This is a genomic window from Myroides odoratimimus, from assembly GCF_001485415.1.
In the GTDB taxonomy this organism is placed as follows: Bacteria; Bacteroidota; Bacteroidia; order Flavobacteriales; family Flavobacteriaceae; genus Flavobacterium; species Flavobacterium odoratimimum.
In genome coordinates this window covers 74,216-95,001 of sequence record NZ_BCMQ01000010.1, presented here as the reverse complement: position 1 = coordinate 95,001, position 20,786 = coordinate 74,216, and the positions used below count along the sequence as shown (strand labels likewise).

The window sequence follows — 20,786 nt, the reverse complement described above, 5'->3', positions numbered from 1 at the left end:
GCTATCCATCATAGCACAAAGATATTATTTTACACTTTCCTCCCCAACTTTTAACGTTGATCCTAAATTCATTTTAGATGTTAAAGACGATATCTCATTTAGTGAGAACTGTCCTGTCAAGATCATTACTATATTCTCTTTACTGTTTTCGTTGAAAAGAAGTAGGTTATTGATGTTGTTAGCAGAACCATTTTGATTGATATATATCGTAATATTACCACCATTATCTTTATTGCTAGAGAACTCTTTTAAAGAAGCAGAAGAGACATGCTTAGATACTGCTGCTTTCATTTCTTCTTTTAAAGAAGCCGAAGCTGTATTAAATACCCTTAATGAAGTTAATTTTTTGATTAGATTTAAATATGCTTTTTCTTCTTGGCTTGTAGGTTCTACCTTTACATTGGCCATCATTTCAAACATCTTTTGATTTACAACTACAGCATTTACTTGTTTGTTCTTTTCGAATGCTTGAAATTCATCTTGAGCAAAGGTGTTAATAGTGCTCAAGGTAAATAAAAAGATAAATATTGCTTTTACTGTATTTTTCATGGTTACTTTGTTTTGTTAGTAGGGATCCCTTTATTCAGGTCATTAGAAAGTTGAATTAGTAATTTTTGACATTCTTTATAAGCCACTTCTGGATTATTAAAAGTTCCATACTCATTTTGTTTTAAAGTAGGTTTGGTGTCACTTTTGGTTGGGAAGTATATAAAAGTCATAATAGCTCCTAATACTAGTGCTCCAAAGAAAAGTAAGTTTTTAATAGATGTCTTTTTCTTCATTTATATTGATCTATATGTACAAACATAATATAAATGTAAATAAGTTTTTGAATAATTCCTACGTAGTTTTCGAAAATCGTATTTGATCAATCTATTACTGAGGTAGTCGATTTATATTTTTAATATTTAATAATGTTCTATTTTTGTATTTAAACCAATAAGATAATTATGAAAAACTGGAAGATTTATTCTATACTATTCTTAGTAACGACTGTATTTGTCTCTTGTAAAAAAGAGAGTAATACTGTAATTACTTCTGATGATACTAATACAATAGAATATGCAAAAGGATTTACTATAGAAGCTTATGATCAATACTCGGTGGTAAATGTAAAGCAGGCTTGGGTAGGTGCAGATAAAAGTTTTAAATATGTGTTATATAAAGAAGGTAAAGAGGTTATTCCTGATTCGTTAAGAACACTTCCTAGTCTTAAAGTACCTGTTCAGTCTATAGTAGTTACTTCAACTACACACCTTCCTTCATTAGTAGTGTTAGAAGAAGAAAAGTCATTGAAAGGTTTTCCGGGGTTAAATTATGTATCATCTCCTTCAATTAGAAAGTTAATAAATGATAATCATATTAAGGAAGTTGGACAAAATGAACAATTAAATACAGAGTTATTATTAGATTTAAATCCTTCAGTTATTGTAGCATTCGCTATGGATGGTTCTAATCAAGCTTTACAATTAATAGAAAAGAGCGGGATACCTGTAGTATATAATGGTGATTGGGTAGAACAGACACCTTTAGGTAAAGCGGAGTGGATTAAACTATTTGGGGCTTTATATGGTAAAGAGAAGGAAGCGAAGATCTTTTTTGATAAAATAGTTCAAGATTATAAGGAAGCACAAGCTTTAGTGAAAGATGCTAAAAATAACCCGACTGTGATGAGTGGTGCTATGTATCAAGATGTATGGTACACTCCTCAAGGGCAAAGCTGGATGGCTATATATTTTAAAGATGCTAAGTCTGACTATTTATGGAAAGAAACAGAAGGTACGGGGAGTTTATCTCTGTCATTAGAGGTGGTACTTGATAAAGCTATAGATGCATCTTTCTGGATTAACCCAGCCCAATATGAAACTCTTCAACAGTTAGTAGATGCTAATCCGCACTATGCTAAGTTTAATGCTTTTAAAAATAAGAATGTATATTCATTCTCTCCAAGAAAAGGAGAGACAGGAGGAAGTCTATTCTATGAATTAGGACCGACACGCCCTGATTTAGTATTAAAAGATTTGATCTATATTTTACATCCAGAGATATCTATACCTAATTACCAACCTGTGTTTTTTGAACAACTAAAGTAATTATGAGTAAAAAATTTGGTATCATAGGTTTAGTGATAGCTTTGTTAATCCTGTTTATTTTCAATATATCTATGGGTAGTATACATATTCCTTTTAGTAAAGTGATAAGTGTGCTACTAGGAGAGGAAGAGGTGAAAGAGACATGGCGTTATATTATTCTTAATTATAGATTGCCTAAAGCCATTGTAGCTGTTCTGGTAGGAGTAGCCCTTTCTATAAGTGGGCTGCTTATGCAGACGCTGTTTCGGAACCCTATGGCAGAAAGTTATGTGTTAGGAATAAGTTCTGGAGCGAGCTTAGGTGTTGCTATATTGATATTAGGTGTATCTTTTTTACCAACAACTGTTGTTTCTATTTTTACTTCTACTTATGGTATCGCTCTTGTATCTATTTTAGGAAGCTTAGGTTTACTTTTTTTAGTGTTATTAGTTTCTAATTCTGTCCGAAATACAGTTACTGTTCTAATTGTAGGATTAATGTTTGGAAGCTTTGCTAATGCGATAGTTGGTATATTGACCTATTTTAGTTCTGCAGAGCAGTTAAAGCGTTTTGCGTTTTGGTCATTGGGAAGTTTAGGTAACTTGAGTTGGGAAAGTATTACTCTTTTTGCTATTGTTGTTGGGATAGGAGTATTAGGAAGTATGTTACTTATTAGAGCTTTAGACGCAATGTTATTGGGTGATAATTACGCATCTTCTATGGGGATTAATGTTAAGAAGGCGCGTAATATGATTATTTTAGTCACTAGTCTTCTAGCAGGGATATCGACTGCATTAGTAGGACCTATTGCGTTTATCGGATTAGCAGTGCCTCATATAGCGAGACTTATATTAAAAGTGAGTAGTCATCGCTATTTGATTATTACTACAGCTTTATTAGGAGGAGTCTTAATGTTGATATGTGATATGCTTACCCAAATAAAAGGAGAGCAGTTCTTGTTGCCTATTAATGCTGTTACTTCTATATTCGGAGCGCCTATTGTAATATGGCTTATTTTAAGAAGAAAAGTTCAGTAAGAGTTCGTTTGAGAGTAGAATAGAAAAAAATATTAAAAATTAAAAGCATCCATAGTTTTGCTTTATCTTTGCGAGTTGTAAATAATAATTATGAAGTTCGATTTATTACATACAGACGTAAATTCTCGTGCACGTGCTGGGAAGATTACGCTTGATCACGGTGTTATTGAGACACCTATTTTTATGCCAGTTGGTACTGTAGCTTCTGTTAAAGGAGTTCATCAACGTGAATTATCAGAAGAGATTAATCCTGACATTATTTTAGGTAATACTTATCACCTTTATTTAAGACCTAAAATGGAGATTCTTAAACAGGCAGGAGGGTTACACAAGTTTATGAACTGGGATCGTAATATCTTAACAGATAGTGGAGGATTTCAGGTATATTCTTTATCATCTAATAGAAAGATTAAAGAAGAAGGGGTGAAGTTTAAGTCTCATATTGATGGTTCTTATCATTTCTTTTCACCAGAGAGCGTAATGGAGATTCAACGTACTATCGGGGCTGATATTATTATGGCTTTTGATGAGTGTACTCCTTATCCATGTGATTATAGATATGCTAAGAGATCTATGCATCGTACACATAGATGGTTAGATAGATGTGTAGATCATTTAACTAAAGTACCAGAGATGTATGGGTATTCTCAAACGTTATTCCCTATTGTACAAGGAAGTACTTTTAAGGATTTACGTGAACAGTCTGCAGAGTATATTGCTAATATAGGTGCTGATGGTAATGCCATTGGAGGGTTATCAGTAGGTGAGCCAGCAGAAGAAATGTATGCAATGACAGAATTAGTAACTAATATTTTACCAAAGGACAAACCTCGTTATTTAATGGGAGTAGGTACTCCTATTAATATTCTAGAGAATATTGCTTTAGGAGTAGATATGTTTGACTGTGTAATGCCAACGCGTAATGCTCGTAATGGTATGTTATTCACAGCTCATGGATCTATGAATATGAAAAATAAGAAATGGGAAGATGATTTCTCTCCTATTGATGAGAATGGATATACATGGGTAGATACAGCTTATTCAAAAGCTTATTTACGTCACTTGTTTGCAGCTAATGAATCATTAGGTAAACAAATCGCAACGATACACAACTTAGGATTCTATTTATGGTTAGTACGTGAAGCTCGTCGTCAGATTTTAGCAGGTACTTTTACAGAGTGGAAAAATAAGATGGTGAAACAAATGGATAACCGTTTATAATTTAATCAAAATATAAAGAAGCATCAAATAGTAATTATATGAAAATATTAGATTGGTATATACTCAAAAGATACTTAGTAACGTTCTTTGTGTTATTATTGCTTTTTGTGCCTATAGGAATCATAATTGATGTTTCTGAAAAAATAAACAAGATATTAGCAAATAAGGTACCCTTGCCAGCAGTACTAATGTACTACTTGGACTTTACAATCTATTTTGCTAATATGTTGTTTCCTATATTGTTATTTATCTCTATTATCTGGTTTACTTCTAAGCTAGCTAATAATACAGAAATTGTAGCAATACTTAGTTCGGGAATTTCCTTTACTCGTTTTTTACGACCTTATATTATCGGGGCTACTTTCATTTCTATTTTTGCTTTAGTAATGTCTGTTTTTATTGTACCTAAAGCTAGTCAAGGGTATAATGATTTCCGTTATAAGTATATGAAGAGTACAGAGGTACGGGAGAGCCAGAACGTATATCGACAAATTAGCCCTACTGAGTTTATTTATGTAAGTAACTTTAACTACAATAGTAAGACAGGATATAACTTTTCATTAGAAGTATTCGATGGAAATAAGATGACTTCAAAAACGACGGCTAACCGTATTGTATGGAATCCTGAGACAGAGACCTATACGTTATTTAGTTATTTTAATAGAGAGATAGGTGAAACTGAAGATCATTTTGAAAGAGCTGATGAGAAAGAAATGAAGCTTGACTTCGATATAGATGATCTTACTCCTGTAGTATACGCTGCAGAAACAATGCAATTAGGGCCTTTAAAACGATTCATAGAAAAGGAGCAAATGAGAGGGTCTTCTAATATTAATGTATATTTAGTCGTTTTGTATAAAAAATATAGTGTACCTGTATCAGCGTTTATTCTAACGATTATTGCGGTATCTGTTTCTTCTATGAAGAGAAGAGGAGGGATGGGAATGAACTTAGCCATAGGGATTGCTTTAGCATTTATCTATGTCTTCTTTGATAAGATATTTGGTACATTGGCAGAAGCGTCTAGTATTCCACCTTTAGTAGCGGTATGGCTACCTAATGTTGTTTTTGGTATTCTAGCAATATTCTTACTTCGAAATGCTCGCAGATAATATAAAAAGTCAGATATATCTCCATTTAATTGTTTTTATATGGGGATTTACAGCAATTCTAGGACAATTAATTTCTCTAGAAGCTCTGCCATTAGTATGGTATCGAATTTTAATAGCAGTAATTACATTATTAGTATTTTATGTTTTTACAAAGCAATCTATAAAAGCGCCCAAACATCGTATTATACAGTTTTTAGGAGCAGGTGTAGTTATTGCGCTACACTGGCTAACTTTCTTTTTAGCCATAAAGGTTTCTAATATTTCTATCACATTAGCTTGTTTGTCCACAGGAGCCTTTTTTGCCTCCATTTTAGAACCATTAATTTTAAAGAGAAAGGTAGTAAGCTATGAAGTGTTCTTTGGCTTTGTAGTTATATGTGCTTTGACTTTAATCTTTAGTGTGAGTGGAGAGTATATAGAAGGAATACTCTTAGGACTAATTGCAGCTTGTTTGTCAGCTTTGTTTTCTATTATTAATAGTAAACTAATCGTGCATACTGCTGCTCCAGTTATTACATTTTACGAAATGTTAGGAGGACTTATAGTTCTTTCCTTAGTATTATTGATTACAGGAGGTTTTACTATAGAATTTTTTGAGGTTAGTCTAAATGATTGGATGTGGCTTTTACTTTTAGGTACAGTATGTACAGCATTTGCTTTTTTAGGTTCAGTCTATATTATGCGCTATTTAACACCTTTTACAGTGATGCTGACTATTAACCTAGAACCTGTGTATGGTATTTTATTAGCTGTGGCCATCTTTAAAGACAGTGAGAAAATGACCTTGGAGTTTTATATAGGAGCCCTGTTGATTTTGAGTACAGTGGTACTAAATGGTATTGTTAAAAATAGAAAAAAGAGAAAACTTAGTACTAGATAGCTTATCTATCCGAGTATTGTTTTATCTTTGTCATTCGTAATTGAAACTAAAACTTAATCATAAATGGAATATTTAGATTTTGAACTTCCAATTAAAGAGCTTGAAGAACAGCTGAATAAATGTGCTTTGATCGGTGAAGAATCTGATGTTGATGTGTCAGCAACTTGTAAGCAAATTGAGAAGAAATTAGAAGAAACTAAGAAGAATATATACAAAAACTTGACTGCTTGGCAGAGAGTTCAATTGTCTAGACACCCTAATAGACCTTATACATTAGATTATATTAAGGCTTTATGTGGAGATACTTTCCTAGAGCTTTTTGGTGATAGAAATGTAAAAGACGACAAAGCAATGGTAGGTGGTCTTGGTAAGATTGGTGATCAAAGTTTTATGTTCGTTGGTCAACAAAAAGGATATAATACTAAGACTAGACAGTATAGAAACTTCGGTATGGCTAATCCAGAAGGATATAGAAAAGCTTTGCGTTTAATGCAAATGGCAGAGAAGTTTAATATTCCTATTGTCACTTTGATTGATACTCCAGGTGCATACCCAGGTTTAGAAGCAGAAGAAAGAGGACAAGGTGAAGCTATCGCTCGTAATATCTATGAAATGTTCCGTATTAAAGTGCCTATCATCTGTATTATCGTAGGTGAAGGAGCTTCAGGAGGTGCCTTAGGTATTGGTGTTGGTGATAAAGTAACGATGTTAGAGAATACTTGGTATTCTGTAATTTCACCAGAATCATGTTCTTCTATTTTATGGAGAAGTTGGGAGTATAAAGAAAGAGCAGCAGATGCTTTAAAGTTGACTTCTTATGATATGAAGAAAAACAAATTAGTTGATGATATCATTCCAGAACCACTTGGAGGAGCACATACTAATAGAGAAGAAACTTTCGCTACTGTTAAGAAATATATCGTAGATACATATAGTAGCTTAGCTAAGTTATCAACAGATAAGTTAATAGAAAAACGCATGGAGAAATACTTCGAAATGGGTGAGTATAAAGACTAGTTCTGAATATATAGAAATACTAAAATCCGAGAGTCTATCTCGGATTTTTTTTTCACTAATTATTAGTTATCTTATTAACAAGCTAATTGTATAAATAAGGATTGAGTTATCGTCAAAAAGGATTAATTTCGCATTATGGAACAAGCAAAAGAATTTAGACCAAAGCAATCTTTTTCTAGAGAAGTTGTGTCTTTAGAGAAAGGAAAACTTCCACCACAGGCTATTGACTTAGAAGAGGCTGTATTGGGAGCCATGATGATTGATAAGAAAGGTATTGATGAGGTTATTGATATATTACAACCTGATGCTTTCTATAAAGATGCTCACAAACATATATTTGAAGCAATCGATCAATTATTCGTAAGTAATCAACCTATAGATTTATTAACTGTATCTACGCAATTGCGTAAGAATGGTAAATTAGATCAAGTTGGTGGTGATTATTACCTGGTTAGTCTTACACAAAAGATTACTTCTTCTGCGCATATTGAATTCCATTCACGCATTATTTTACAGAAATTCATTCAACGTAGTTTGATACGTATTTCGAATGAGATAATTGAAGATGCTTATGATGAGACAAGTGATGTATTTGACTTATTAGATAAAGCTGAATCTAGATTATATGAAGTTACACAAGGAAATATAAAGAAAAGTTCGGAGACAGCTCAGTCTTTAGTTGCGCAAGCAAAGAAAAGAATTGAGGAAATCAGTACTAAAGAAGGACTAAGTGGATTAGCAACAGGTTTCCATAAGTTAGATGAGCTTACGTCTGGATGGCAACCAAGTGACTTGATTATTATAGCAGCTCGTCCTGGTATGGGGAAGACAGCCTTTGTATTATCTATGGCTAGAAATATTGCTATTGAGACAGGTGCTGGTGTTGCGGTTTTCTCATTAGAGATGTCTTCTGTACAGTTGATTACACGTCTTATTTCTTCGGAGACAGGACTTTCATCAGAAAAACTGCGTACAGGAAAATTAGAAACACATGAGTGGGAACAATTAAACGTAAAAGTAAAAGACTTAGAGCGTGCACCATTGTATATAGATGATACTCCGTCTTTATCTATTTTTGACTTAAGAGCTAAAGCTCGTCGTTTAGCTTCTCAGCACGGAATTAAATTGATTATTATCGATTATTTACAGTTAATGACAGCTGGTGGGAACTCTAAAGGGGGAGGGAACCGTGAGCAAGAGATTTCAACTATCTCAAGAACGCTTAAGGCATTGGCAAAAGAATTAGACGTGCCTGTTATTGCCTTATCTCAGTTATCTCGTGCGGTAGAGACACGAGGTGCTTCTAAAAGGCCTTTATTATCCGATTTAAGGGAGTCTGGAGCGATTGAGCAGGATGCGGATATTGTATCGTTTATTTATCGTCCAGAGTACTATAAAATTGAAGAATGGGATGATGAGGAAAGAAGTCCAACTGCAGGACAAGCAGAATTTATCGTAGCGAAACACAGAAATGGTGGATTAGATAATATTCGTCTTAAGTTCTTAGGGCAGTTCGGTAAGTTTGATAATTTAGATGATGATATGATTGGATTTGGTAATACATTCTCATCTGCAATGAATAATCAAGAGGGAGGAGATTATAGACAGAACTTTGTAGGGAATTTACCATCTGGTGATTCTGTATTTGGTTCAGCTCCTAGTCAAGGTAGTTACCAAGGGGGCTATCAGAATGATGATGATGTTCCTTTTTAACTAAATATACAAAAAACGCCTACTTTATAAAGTAGGCGTTTTTTTGTATAGATGATATCTTATTATTGAACTTGTGTAATAGGAGTTGTAGTAATAACTTTAGGTCTATAAAGTTTGTTAGCATAATCCCAATTCAAATGTTTAAAACACATTTCTAAATAGGCTGTAATGTCTTCTTCGTAAGTAGGGTAATAGGCATGTTCCCATAAGTCTATTCCCAGAAGAGGACTTCCTTTAGCTACTTCAGGCATTGTAGGAGAGTCGTTGTTTACAGTTGTAATGACTTGTAATGTTCCGTTAACCTGTACTAACCATAGCCAGCCAGACCCAATTAGAGCATTTCCTTGCGTTATAAACTCTTTCTTAAACTCTGCCATAGAACCAAAGGATTCTGTTATAGCATTTTTAAGGCTCTCATTAGGAGTTTTTTCTTCTAATGGAGAAATAGAACGCCAGTAGATATTATGATTGTAATATGCTCCTGAGAAATTCTTTAGTTTAGGGTAATTATTATCAATTTTAGCCACTAAGCCAGATATACTATCTCTTTCAAATGGAGTACCATGTACAGAGGTGTTTAATTTATTAGTATAGCTTAGATGGTATTTGTCGTAATGTATATAAACGCTTTCAGGTTTTAATATATCAACATAATCACCAAAACCATGACCAATACCTTGCATTTCGAATGGTCCTTGTTTAGTTTTGATAGTATTAGGATCCGGAAAGTTAGAATTTTTAGTGATAAAAGATTCCCTTTCTGGTATCTGTACTTCTGTTAGTTCTTCCTTGTTATTACAAGAAGTAAGTAGAACAAAGTTCAGAGTGATTACAGTGATTAATGTTACCTTAAGCTTTTTCATTATCTAATATTTCTTTCGCTAACTTAATGTATTCTAATTTAGCTTCTTCTATTGTTAAATGACTTACTTGTGTCCAAGCATTAAATTTAAAAGCACGTTTAAGATCACTAGACATATCTTCGAAATCTTGGTGGCTTAATCCATTTGTAGCTTGTTTGTAAAAAGCATAGATGCGCAACATTACATCAGGAGGAAGGTTCTTAGCCTCTCTTGAAATTCGCTCGTATGCTTCTGTAAAATCTAAATCTAAATTGCTCATTATTTATTTGTGCGCAATAACAGTTTTATTACCAATTGCTTTTTGATTTAATACCACATCAACTTTTGTGCCTAATGGTAAATATAAGTCTACTCTTGAACCGAATTTAATAAATCCAGCATCAGTACCTTGTACTACTTGCATACCTGGTTTAGCATAGTTAACAATACGTTTAGCTAATGCTCCAGCGATTTGTCTGTACATTACTTCTCCGAAAACAGGATTTTCTACTACTACAGTAGTACGCTCGTTCTCTTCACTAGCTTTTGGATGCCAAGCTACTAAGTATTTACCAGCGTGGTATTGGCTGTATTTGATAAGTCCGCTTAAAGCATAACGTGTTACGTGTACATTGATAGGGGACATGAACACAGATACCATTAATCTTTTTTCTTTAAAGTATTCTGGTTCGTAAACTTCTTCTATAACAACAACTTTACCGTCTACGGGAGCTAAGATTTTATTATCATCAGCCGTAACAGTTCTGTCAGGGTTTCTAAAGAATTGTAATATTAGAATTAAAAAGATTAATACTATTGATTGCAGGACTACTCTTAGCCATGGAATACTAGCACATAGTACATCAGCTAAAACTACTAATACAGCAGCTATTACTAATGAAAAGAAAATGATTTTAGTTCCTTCTTTGTGAAACATAGTTATAAAATTTGATATATTAAATACAAAAATGGTGCTACAAATATAACACTGTCTAGTCGATCTAAGATCCCACCATGCCCTGGCATGATAGCACCGCTGTCTTTTACACCAGCCTCTCTTTTGAAATGAGATTCTACTAAATCCCCGATCGTTCCAAAAATGCTGACAAAAATAGCACTACTTATCCAAATTACAATATTAAAAAAGTCGAAATATTGACTTAAGATTGTTCCTGCAATAATTGTAAACAACATTCCCCCTAAAAAACCTTCTATTGTTTTCTTAGGTGATATTCTTTCGAATAATTTATTTTTACCAAATTTCTTTCCTGTGATATAAGCAAAAGTATCATTAGTCCAGATCATTATTAAAATACCAATAATGATTTGAGGAACATATACAGGCTGATTACCATCATTAACAAACGGTAAGTACTGAAGTGTCACAAATGATGATATTACATAACCTAAGAATATAATCATTTTGATAGGAAATGATCGATTAGGTTTTTTTGTAGTGAATAGTTCTGCTAATAATGCAAGAAGTACTACTGCTGCGAATATAGCTATCGCGTTAATAGGTAATATATCTCTATACCACGCAAGACATGCAGAAGCCATAAGAGAGATAATCATGGCTAATGATTTTGGTAGCTTGATTAGTTTTGCAAATTCGTATGATGCAATGAACATAAATGCTCCGAAAAGAATTTCAAAGCTAGTAGGTGAGTACAACGTTGCTCCAATCAAAAGCGCAATGTATACAACGCCTGATATTGCTCGAGTAACTGTTTCTGACATATTATAGATCTTCTAAAAGTAATAAATACAAATTCTTGGGAGTTCTACCATAACTTAAAAAATCGCTTTCATTGGTAGATTGTTTAAAGCAATTAAATGTTGTAATGTTACTAGGTAGTGCACTACCATATTTTCTCTTGATTTCTCTTAAGCCATCACTTTTTGTTCTTGTCATTTGACTAGTCTTAGCTAGGACTACAATATTATCAGGTAAATCGTGTGCTTTGTTATTCTTGATTTGTTTATCACAAAATAGAATAGAACCGTCTTCGGCTATTAAGTTTTCGCACCCAGAGAAAAAGAAAGTTGGGTTCTTTACTTCGCCATATTTTATATTGTTCTCTTGTAACATTGAGTACAGAGGACTTTCATACGTTTGTGCTTCAGTTTCAAACCAATCATTCTCTACGAGAATATTGATAAAAGATTCATTTAGTTCATCTAGCGTTTCACAGTATAGAAACTTGCCGCCATTCTCTTTAAAGTTTAAAGTAAAAAGTTCATCCACAGGAAGTTTTTCTTCAGGTAAGTATTGACTTTTATGCACAGCAGGGCTTTCCTCTACTGGGTCAGAAGGTTGAAATACTTTTAATAACTTCTTGAAAAAACTCATATTAAAATAAACTCCGATGAAATAAATTGATTAAGTATTCAAAGATAAAAAAAATCTTAACTTAAAGTTGCCTTTAGGTTAAGATTTTTAATGTTTATAGAGCTTGAACCTCTATTATTCTATGTTATCTTCAGTTTTTGTTTCAGTAGTTAGATTAAGTTCTACTGCTCCTTCTTTATCAAAGGGTCTAGGACCGAAGATGTTCTCTAAATCTTGTTTGAAAATTACTTCTTTTTCACAAAGTAAATCTGCTAGTTGTACTAGTTTTTCTTTGTTCTCTGACAAGATAGAAATAGCTCTTGCGTATTGACCTTCTATCAGAGAAGATATCTCTTGGTCTATTACACGAGCAGTTTCTTCTGAGTACGGTTTAGCGAAACTGTATTCACTTTGTCCAGACGAATCATAATAAGTAATATTACCTAGTTTTTCGTTTAGACCGTAAATAGTAACCATAGCCTTAGCTTGTTTAGTTACTTTCTCTAGATCGCTTAATGCACCAGTAGATATCTTATCGAAGATTATCTTCTCAGCAGCACGTCCACCCATAGTAGCACACATCTCGTCTAACATTTGTTCTGTTCTCACGATTTGTCTTTCTGTAGGTAAGTACCATGCAGCTCCTAAACTCTGTCCTCTAGGAACGATAGTTACTTTCACTAGTGGAGAAGCGTGCTCACACATCCAGCTTACTGTAGCGTGACCTGCCTCATGTATAGCGATAGCATATTTCTCTTCAGGAGAGATGATTTTATTTTTCTTCTCTAGACCACCGATGATTCTATCTACAGCGTCTAAGAAGTCTTGCATATCCACCTCTTTTTTATCTTTACGAGCAGCTGTTAATGCAGCCTCGTTACATACGTTAGCGATATCAGCACCAGAGAAACCAGGTGTTTGCTTAGATAAGAAGTCGATATCTAGGTTATCTACTTTCTTAATGTTGCGTAAGTGTACCTTAAAGATAGCCTCACGTTCTTTAACGTCTGGTAAGTCTACATAGATCTGTCTGTCAAAACGTCCAGCTCTTAGTAATGCTTTATCTAATATCTCAGCACGGTTAGTAGCGGCTAATACAATCACGTTAGTATTAGAACCAAAACCATCCATCTCTGTTAGTAATTGGTTTAAAGTGTTTTCTCTTTCGTCGTTAGAACCAGAGAAGTTACTCTTACCACGAGCACGTCCTACAGCATCAATCTCATCAATAAAGATAATTGCAGGAGATTTCTCTTTCGCTTGTTTAAATAAGTCTCTTACACGAGAAGCACCTACTCCTACAAACATCTCTACGAAATCAGATCCCGATAGAGAGAAGAAAGGAACTTGAGCCTCACCAGCAACAGCCTTAGCTAATAAAGTCTTACCTGTACCTGGAGGCCCTACTAATAGTGCTCCTTTAGGTATCTTACCTCCGATAGAAGTATATTTTTCAGGGTTCTTTAAGAATTCAACGATTTCAACGATTTCTTCTTTCGCACCCTCTAATCCAGCTACATCTTTAAAGCTAACTTTAATGTCGTTTTTCTCGTCAAATAACTTTGCTTTAGATTTACCGATAGAGAAGATTTGACCTCCACCACCAGCTCCTCCGCCACCAGTCATTCTTCTCATCATGAATAACCAGAATCCGATGATGATGATGATAGGTAAGAAGCTGATTAAGATATCTCCCCAGTTGCTTTCTGGTTCAGATTTATATTCTTTAATCTTTCCTTCAGTAGTAGCTTTGTCTAGTTTTTCTTGAAACAATTTAGAATCTCCAATATCAGTTAAGAATTGAGGTCCTGCGTTTTCTCTTCCAAGAATATTATTTTTGTTTAAATCTTCAAATTCTTTGCTCTTTTGAGCTTCTGGTGTTAAATATACTTTAGCAACAGAACGGCTAAAGTCAATTCTTTCAACATATCCTTTATCTACATATTCATATAGCTTAGAAAGTCCCAGTTGTCTTGAGTTTCCAAAGCTGCTTCCATTAGTAAGGAAATTTATCACCAATATAATTACCAAGATACTACCATATAATACCCATGGATTAAATCTTGATTTATTTTGGTTAGGTTTCATATTTTCCGACATGAAATTTTGGTTTAGTGGTTAATACTGGCTGTCAATAGTCGTGATTTTAGCGTCTCCCCATAAGCTTTCAATGTTGTAGAATTCACGGATGTGTTTTTGAAACACGTGTACAACAACGTTTACGTAGTCCATTAAAATCCATTCTGCATTATCTTCACCTTCTACGTGCCAAGGTTTATCACGTAATTCTTTAGAGACTAATTTTTGTACAGAACCTGAAATGGCATTAACTTGAGTGTTAGAGTTACCATCAGCTATGATAAAGTAATCGCAAGGAGTGTTGTCTATTTCTCTTAAATCGATTATTGTAATGTTCTCACCTTTAACTGATTCTATCCCTTTTACAATGTTTGCAATCAATTCGTCGTTATTAATATTTTTGTCTGCCATTTATTTTTTGTCTTATTTTATTCTAGTTTAAATGTAATGTTTGCTAATTTTGGATTCAAATATAATGAAATCGATCAGATTAGTCTATAATTATTTTACATGAATATTATCAAACTCGATGCCATAGGGTCAACGAATACTTATTTGAAGGAAATATTAACGCATTCGAATCTAGAAAACTTTACTGTTGTCGTTACTGAAAACCAGTTTCAGGGCAAAGGTCAGAGAGGAAGTGTATGGAAGGGGGAAGTAGGTAGTAGCTTAACGTTTAGTGTGTTAGTGAAAGAATTGTTAGAGACCCCTGAGCACGTTTTTGATCTAAATATTCTAGTTGCTTTAAGTGTATATTCTAGTCTTAAAAAGTTATACAATCTGCCATTTAGTATAAAGTGGCCAAACGACATATTGTCATATAATAAGAAAATAGGTGGCATTTTGATCGAAAATATTATCAAAGCTTCCGGAGAAACCTTGTCAATAGTAGGTATAGGTATAAATGCTAACCAAGAAAACTTCGATCATTTACCACAAGCCACGTCATTATTCAAATTATGTGGTGATAAAGTAAATAAGGATGAACTTATGCATAGCATACTAGAGTCGCTGACAGTATACTGTCAGAAGTATCTAGCTTCTGGTAGCACATTTATATGGGAAGAATATCATCGAAGTCTATACCGTATTAATGTTCCTAGTGTTTTTGAACTGCCTAGTGGTATTCGTTTTATGGGAATTATACTAGGGGTGACTAAGAATGGACTACTCAGTGTGAAAAAAGAAGATGATAGTGTAGCGCTATTTGATATTAAACAAGTGAAGTTATTATACTGATAACTGCTCAGGAAGGAAGAGCCCTTCTTAAGGGCTGTACTGCCAGTAGATTTAGTATCTTATCACTTATTGTGATAAAGTAGTATGATATAGTTATGCTGTAGTGTTGTGTTTAGTGTGTCTTCTTTCTCTTTCCTTTATATCTTGTTTTATACTTGTAAGTGATGCGTACTTAATCATAGTATGGTTTGTCTGTGTTGACTCCGTTATATTAGATGTTTTAACGGACTCACTACGGACTCATAACGGACTCACTACGGACTCATTCGCTGCTAGATAGAAATATGAGTGAAGTGAAATAGGAAGTATACAAACAAAAAAAGAGAATAATTAAATCATTATTCTCTTTATCTATAGTTATTCTTGTTTTTTGAATTTTAATGAGATGGAGTTCATACAGTATCTCATACCTGTAGTCTCAGTAGGTCCATCTGGGAAGATATGTCCTAGATGTCCATTACAGTTAGAACAGGTCACTTCGATTCTCTTCATTCCATGAGATAGGTCTTCTATGTAAGTCACAGAACCTTCTATCGCTTTGTCAAATGATGGCCAGCCACAGTGTGCATCAAATTTAGTATCAGAGCTGAACAATAGTTGTCCACATCCTGCACAGTGATATGTCCCTTTTTCGTTAAAGTCGTTGTATTCTCCAGTGAATGGACGTTCAGTCCCTTTTTCTCGTAGTACATAGTACTCAGCAGGGGTAAGGGCTTGTTGCCATTCTTGTTCTGTTGTTGTTTTATCTTTTTTCATCTTTGGTATCTTTTGATAGTTTACATCTTTACAGGCTAATATACTTAGAATGATACAACCGAATACAACTATTTTCATTTATCTATTGTTCTATGAAAGCTTTGATGCGTTCTATTATTTTTTTATCTCCTAAGATCTTGCGGTGTCCAAGACCTGATGTGATCATAATCTCTGCATTCTTGCTGTGTTTTTTAATCGCATAAGCTGCTCTTACATTAACGTCTACATCATCTTCATCATGCATAATTAGAAGCGGAATGTCTATTTCTTCTGCTGCTAAGTGTACAGTGTAGCTCTCCATAGTTTGGTTAAACTGAGTTTCGAATCGTTCTTGAATCTTTTTAGAGATAATAGGTTTTAGTTCTATTTGTTTGACGAAGTCATCTATTACATCCTTTACCACGTCTCCACTTCCTAGTATGACAGCTTTTTTAGCTTTTAGACCATCTCTAAGCGCATTCATGGTAGTCATTCCTCCTAGTGAGTGACCGATAACGAGTTCGAATGGACCGAACTGTTTCTCTACTTCGAATGCAGAAGCAATAAATTCTGTCATATTCGTCTTCGTCTTAGGAGACTTGCCATGACCAGGTGCATCGAAGCTAACGACGTCATATCCAGACCTCATGAGCATATTAGCAATAGTCACTAGCTGTGTACCTCTACCGTTCCATCCGTGTATAAGAAGTGCTTTTTTATCAGCAGCTTTATTGGTTCCATATTGGTATACTACGATGTCTTTGCGCAGAGCTGGCACGGTTATTTTAGTGACAACACTTTTATCAAACATCTCCTTCTCTCTTTTTGGTGGTTTAAATTTAAGAGGAGTGATGAATAAGTTCTGAGCAAATCTAGTCGCTAGGTTATTTGAAAATAATTGTAATGTTTTTCCTATTACTATTATGCTTTTTGGTATTTCAAGCGATTGTTTTGGTTTTTGACTTTGCATTATAATAATGTTCTAAGGAGGTAAAATTACAAAATAAAAGAATCTAAAAGAATTATTATAAAAGTAAAAGTTTTTGAATTATGCGAATTCCTATTAATTTTGAAAATAAAAAATAATGAAAAAAATCGTATTCTCTATCGGAACTTTTTTGTTGTTAACTGCTTGTGCAACAAATCCTTTTACAGGAAAAAAAACGATGGCATTTACTTCTAATGCTGAGTTGTTTCCAATGTCTTTTTCACAATATGATACTTTCTTAAAGGAACATAAGGTGATAAAAGGGACAAAAGATGCACAACGTGTAGCTGACGTAGGTGTAAAAATTAAGAAAGCAGCAGAGGTTTGGTTGACGGCTAATGGGTATGGGAGTTATCTTAATGACTATAAGTGGGAGTATAACTTAGTAGATGATAAGGAAGTGAATGCGTGGTGTATGCCTGGAGGTAAGATTGTGTTCTACACAGGTATTTTGCCATATTGTCAGACAGATGCAGGAATAGCTGTAGTGATGGGGCATGAAGTCGCTCACGCATTAGCTAATCACGGACAACAGCGCATGAGTGCAGGTATGTTACAGCAGGCAGGAGCTGTGGCAATAGATGCAGCTACTGCTAAGTCTAGCGCTACGACTAAACAGTTAAGCGCAGGACTATATGGGTATGGTAGTAATGTGGCAGGAATGTTGCCCTTCAGTAGATCACATGAGACTGAGGCTGATAAGATAGGCCTGACACTAATGGCTATCGCTGGGTATAATCCAGAAGAAGCAGTTAGTTTTTGGAGTAGAATGGCTGCCAGAGATGGAAGTGGAGGTGGGAGCTCATGGATGAGCACACACCCTAGTAATCAAGAGCGTATTGCTAATTTGAAGAAATTAATTCCTGAAGCGAAAGCTGAAGCAGCAAAATTTGGTGTATCTTTCGGAAGATAAAAATAGAGTAAGCTACCTTTGGGTAGCTTATTTTTTTAAATAGACTAGACTATGAAAAGTTTTGTAAAAGGGGATAAAAAACTTTTAAATGCATGGGCGTTTTATGATTGGGCTAATTCTGTATATGCTTTAGTTATTTCGTCATCTATCTTTCCGTTGTATTATGGATCTTTATTTAGAGAGTTGAACATTGATAGTTTTGACTTTTGGGGAACCTCTATTAAGAGTGAGTCAATTATTAGTTATATCACTGCGATAGGATTCTTAATAGTATGTATACTATCGCCTATATTATCAGGAATAGCAGATTATCTAGGGACTAAAAAGTTCTTTATGAAGTTGTTCTGTGGTATAGGGTCTATATCGTGTATGCTTCTTTATTTTTTTAGTCTAGACTATATGCTATTGAGCTTATTGATCTATATGTTTGGGTTAATTGGTTTTTGGGGAAGTTTGGTTTTTTATAATTCATATCTTCCTGATATAGCATTTACTGAACAACAAGATAGAATAAGTGCAAAAGGATATGCACTAGGATATATCGGGAGTGTGATACTGTTATTATTAAACTTATTGTTAGTCATGAAGTATGACTTCTTTGGTTTTACAACAGCGATGACAGCGATGCGTTTCTCCTTTATATTAGTAGGGTTATGGTGGATAGGGTTTAGCCTTTATACTTTTAGGTATTTACCAGATTTTAAAAATGAGAAGAAAATTACTAAATCGTTATTTTTTAAAGGATTTAGAGAGTTAAAAAGAGTTTGGGGAGAGCTAAAAGAGTATGTTGCGCTAAAGAGGTATTTAGTTGCTTTTTTTGTTTACAGTATGGCTGTGCAGACTGTGATGATTATAGCAGCCTATTTTGGAGAAAAAGAAATCGCATGGGAAAACGATACTCAGCGTACGACAGGCTTAATATTAAGTATACTGATGATACAGTTAGTAGCTGTACTAGGAGCTTATCTGACTTCTCTATTGTCAAAAAAAATTGGCAATATTTATACGTTATGTGTATTAAATGCGTTATGGATTATAATATGTCTATATGCATATACTATAATCACACCTAATGAGTTCTATGTGGCAGCTAGTTTTGTGGGATTAGTAATGGGAGGAATACAATCGTTGTCTCGATCTACTTATTCTAAACTACTACCAGAGACCACAGATACTACTTCATTCTTTAGTTTTTATGATGTGACAGAGAAGTTAGGTATTGTACTAGGGATGTCTATGTATGGGCTAGTCAGTGATATAACAGGTAAGATGCAGAATGCTATATTGTTTTTAATCTTATTTTTTGCTGTAGGTTTCGTTCTACTATTAAGAATACCTAATAAAAGATAGAATTAGTATTAAAAAAGAAATAAGATTGTATTTTTGTTATTGAAATATTTTTAAAAATTGATTACTTTACGAATAGTAAGATATAATATGAAAAAGACATTTAGAATATTAGCGATTAGTTTATTTTCTATCACAGCTATGACCGTAGCTTCGTGTGATAATGAATCTTATGACTCTATCATAGAAGGTGAGCAGGGAGTAGGTAAGCCGATTATGACTATTCATAATCAGGGAGAGACTATCTTAATGAGAGAAGGAATAGTAGCTGAGTTAGATAAAAACGGACGTTTAGAAATAAAAGTGAAGTTAACAGGAAGTGAGAATTATGAAAATGACGAACTGATCCTTAGAACTTTAAAGTTTCAGTCAGGTAACTTTCCTACTAATGTGAATGAGAGTAATTACTATTCTTGGGAGAATAAGCTTCTGTATACTACGAAGGACACATTGCGTCCTAATATTGTGACAGGGATTATGTCTATAGGTAATATTAATAGAAAGGCAAGAGTATTGTCTGGTGATTTTGATATTAAGCGCATGATGCCAAGTATACAAGATGACCCTAACTTAAAGTCATTTCCTATTAGTGGAAACTTTGTAGATATCCCTTTTGTTAGAAAAGAGGCTACGTACTTAGAAGCGTTTGCAGATAATGAACCTTTTACTAATCCTGAGGAGTCTGTAGAAGTAAAAGCAGGAAGAGCATACGTATCTAGTATAGATGGTGTAGAGAAGACACAGAAGATAGTATTAGATTTTCCTTATAATAATGATATCGTTGTATCGAATGATCCTAAAGATTTTAAGAAATTAGGATGGTTTAACGTAGAGTATACTTCTCCTTATGGAGTTAAGTACACGTCTAAAGATATGGCAGAGAGTGAAGGTTTCTTGCGTTTTGATTATGCAGAGAAAGATAAAGATGATCCTAATAAGTTTTTATTAAAAGGTAGATTTGAAGCTACTTTAGTAGGAGTGGAAGAAGAAGACCAAGATAAAAGAGTAAAAATCACTTATGGAGATTTTTCTGTTATAATTATTTCTTCGCCGAGTAAATAATATTTTGTATTTTAACATAAAAGAGAAAAAATCCTTGCCATAAGAGTAAGGATTTTTTTGTGGCATAAAGATTGAAATATTATATAGGTAGAACAATTAAAAATTAATGTTTTTGTTGGTAATCAGTAGGTTATGGGTGTGGTTGTAGTTAGGCTATGTCGAAAAAAAACTGTTAACTGACAAAATGACGTAAA

The 20,786-nt window shown here is 33.9% G+C and carries 22 protein-coding genes; 11 read left to right on the top strand and 11 right to left on the bottom strand.

What is annotated here, in order from left to right; genetic code table 11:
* Positions 1 to 24: 24 nt before the first annotated feature.
* Entirely contained in the window at positions 25 to 549 is a 525-nt protein-coding gene (locus tag MODO_RS11090; protein ID WP_006258773.1) for a DUF4252 domain-containing protein, read from the bottom strand.
* Positions 550 to 551: 2 nt separating this feature from the next.
* The gene (locus MODO_RS11085) at positions 552 to 782 is read right to left on the bottom strand and encodes a hypothetical protein (RefSeq protein WP_006258772.1); all 231 of its coding nucleotides are present in this window, start codon (positions 780 to 782) and stop codon (positions 552 to 554) included.
* A gap of 168 nt (positions 783 to 950) precedes the next feature.
* Between MODO_RS11085 and MODO_RS11080 the strand changes: the two genes are divergently transcribed.
* The 7 genes from MODO_RS11080 (at position 951) to dnaB (ending at position 9,052) form a co-directional block, all read left to right on the top strand.
* A complete protein-coding gene (locus MODO_RS11080) occupies positions 951 to 2,093 on the top strand; it encodes an ABC transporter substrate-binding protein (protein WP_006258771.1) in 1,143 nt (380 codons plus the stop codon).
* 2 nt (positions 2,094 to 2,095) lie between these two features.
* Positions 2,096 to 3,109 (top strand): iron chelate uptake ABC transporter family permease subunit, encoded by a 1,014-nt coding sequence (locus tag MODO_RS11075; protein WP_006258770.1) that lies wholly within the window; start codon positions 2,096 to 2,098, stop codon positions 3,107 to 3,109.
* Between the two features lie 90 nt (positions 3,110 to 3,199).
* The gene (tgt, locus tag MODO_RS11070) at positions 3,200 to 4,330 is read left to right on the top strand and encodes a tRNA guanosine(34) transglycosylase Tgt (RefSeq protein WP_006258769.1); all 1,131 of its coding nucleotides are present in this window, start codon (positions 3,200 to 3,202) and stop codon (positions 4,328 to 4,330) included.
* 38 nt (positions 4,331 to 4,368) lie between these two features.
* The gene (locus MODO_RS11065; protein ID WP_006258768.1) at positions 4,369 to 5,442 is read left to right on the top strand and encodes an LptF/LptG family permease; all 1,074 of its coding nucleotides are present in this window, start codon (positions 4,369 to 4,371) and stop codon (positions 5,440 to 5,442) included.
* Positions 5,429 to 6,322 (top strand): DMT family transporter, encoded by an 894-nt coding sequence (locus tag MODO_RS11060; RefSeq protein WP_006258767.1) that lies wholly within the window; start codon positions 5,429 to 5,431, stop codon positions 6,320 to 6,322. Before MODO_RS11065 ends, MODO_RS11060 begins: the two co-directional genes overlap by 14 nt.
* 63 nt (positions 6,323 to 6,385) lie before the next feature.
* A complete protein-coding gene (locus MODO_RS11055; RefSeq protein ID WP_006258766.1) occupies positions 6,386 to 7,339 on the top strand; it encodes an acetyl-CoA carboxylase carboxyltransferase subunit alpha in 954 nt (317 codons plus the stop codon).
* Positions 7,340 to 7,474: 135 nt separating this feature from the next.
* Complete coding sequence (gene dnaB, locus MODO_RS11050) at positions 7,475 to 9,052, top strand: replicative DNA helicase (protein WP_006258765.1); 1,578 nt, start codon at positions 7,475 to 7,477, stop codon at positions 9,050 to 9,052.
* Between the two features lie 62 nt (positions 9,053 to 9,114).
* On the opposite strand, the gene MODO_RS11045 is transcribed toward dnaB, so the two are convergent.
* From MODO_RS11045 to rsfS, 7 genes are all read right to left on the bottom strand, one after another.
* A complete protein-coding gene (locus MODO_RS11045; protein WP_006258764.1) occupies positions 9,115 to 9,915 on the bottom strand; it encodes a superoxide dismutase in 801 nt (266 codons plus the stop codon).
* Positions 9,902 to 10,174: an acyl-CoA-binding protein gene (locus tag MODO_RS11040; protein ID WP_006258762.1), complete on the bottom strand. Its 273-nt coding sequence runs from the start codon at positions 10,172 to 10,174 to the stop codon at positions 9,902 to 9,904. Before MODO_RS11040 ends, MODO_RS11045 begins: the two co-directional genes overlap by 14 nt.
* A gap of 3 nt (positions 10,175 to 10,177) precedes the next feature.
* On the bottom strand, positions 10,178 to 10,831 hold the full coding sequence (locus MODO_RS11035) for a phosphatidylserine decarboxylase family protein (RefSeq protein ID WP_006258761.1): 654 nt from the start codon (positions 10,829 to 10,831) through the stop codon (positions 10,178 to 10,180).
* A gap of 2 nt (positions 10,832 to 10,833) precedes the next feature.
* Positions 10,834 to 11,634, bottom strand: coding sequence for a phosphatidate cytidylyltransferase (locus MODO_RS11030; RefSeq protein ID WP_006258760.1), 801 nt, complete (start codon positions 11,632 to 11,634; stop codon positions 10,834 to 10,836).
* Between the two features lies 1 nt (position 11,635).
* The gene (locus MODO_RS11025) at positions 11,636 to 12,247 is read right to left on the bottom strand and encodes an LUD domain-containing protein (protein ID WP_006258759.1); all 612 of its coding nucleotides are present in this window, start codon (positions 12,245 to 12,247) and stop codon (positions 11,636 to 11,638) included.
* A gap of 114 nt (positions 12,248 to 12,361) precedes the next feature.
* A complete protein-coding gene (gene ftsH / locus MODO_RS11020; RefSeq protein ID WP_006258758.1) occupies positions 12,362 to 14,326 on the bottom strand; it encodes an ATP-dependent zinc metalloprotease FtsH in 1,965 nt (654 codons plus the stop codon).
* 18 nt (positions 14,327 to 14,344) lie between these two features.
* Positions 14,345 to 14,716, bottom strand: coding sequence for a ribosome silencing factor (gene rsfS, locus MODO_RS11015; RefSeq protein ID WP_006258757.1), 372 nt, complete (start codon positions 14,714 to 14,716; stop codon positions 14,345 to 14,347).
* 99 nt (positions 14,717 to 14,815) lie between these two features.
* On the opposite strand from rsfS, the gene MODO_RS11010 reads away from it, so the two are divergent.
* A complete protein-coding gene (locus MODO_RS11010; RefSeq protein ID WP_006258756.1) occupies positions 14,816 to 15,547 on the top strand; it encodes a biotin--[acetyl-CoA-carboxylase] ligase in 732 nt (243 codons plus the stop codon).
* A gap of 357 nt (positions 15,548 to 15,904) precedes the next feature.
* On the opposite strand, the gene msrB is transcribed toward MODO_RS11010, so the two are convergent.
* Both msrB and MODO_RS11000 read right to left on the bottom strand, forming a co-directional pair.
* Positions 15,905 to 16,381 carry a peptide-methionine (R)-S-oxide reductase MsrB gene (msrB, locus tag MODO_RS11005; RefSeq protein WP_006258755.1) on the bottom strand — a complete coding sequence of 159 codons (477 nt, stop codon included), beginning with the start codon at positions 16,379 to 16,381 and terminating at the stop codon, positions 15,905 to 15,907.
* A 4-nt stretch (positions 16,382 to 16,385) separates the two neighbouring features.
* A complete protein-coding gene (locus MODO_RS11000) occupies positions 16,386 to 17,252 on the bottom strand; it encodes an alpha/beta hydrolase (protein ID WP_006258754.1) in 867 nt (288 codons plus the stop codon).
* 115 nt (positions 17,253 to 17,367) lie between these two features.
* Between MODO_RS11000 and MODO_RS10995 the strand changes: the two genes are divergently transcribed.
* From MODO_RS10995 to MODO_RS10985, 3 genes are all read left to right on the top strand, one after another.
* A complete protein-coding gene (locus MODO_RS10995) occupies positions 17,368 to 18,183 on the top strand; it encodes a M48 family metallopeptidase (protein ID WP_006258753.1) in 816 nt (271 codons plus the stop codon).
* 51 nt (positions 18,184 to 18,234) lie between these two features.
* Positions 18,235 to 19,533 carry an MFS transporter gene (locus tag MODO_RS10990; protein WP_006258752.1) on the top strand — a complete coding sequence of 433 codons (1,299 nt, stop codon included), beginning with the start codon at positions 18,235 to 18,237 and terminating at the stop codon, positions 19,531 to 19,533.
* Between the two features lie 87 nt (positions 19,534 to 19,620).
* A complete protein-coding gene (locus tag MODO_RS10985; RefSeq protein WP_006258751.1) occupies positions 19,621 to 20,592 on the top strand; it encodes a hypothetical protein in 972 nt (323 codons plus the stop codon).
* The last annotated feature ends 194 nt before the right edge of the window (positions 20,593 to 20,786 follow it).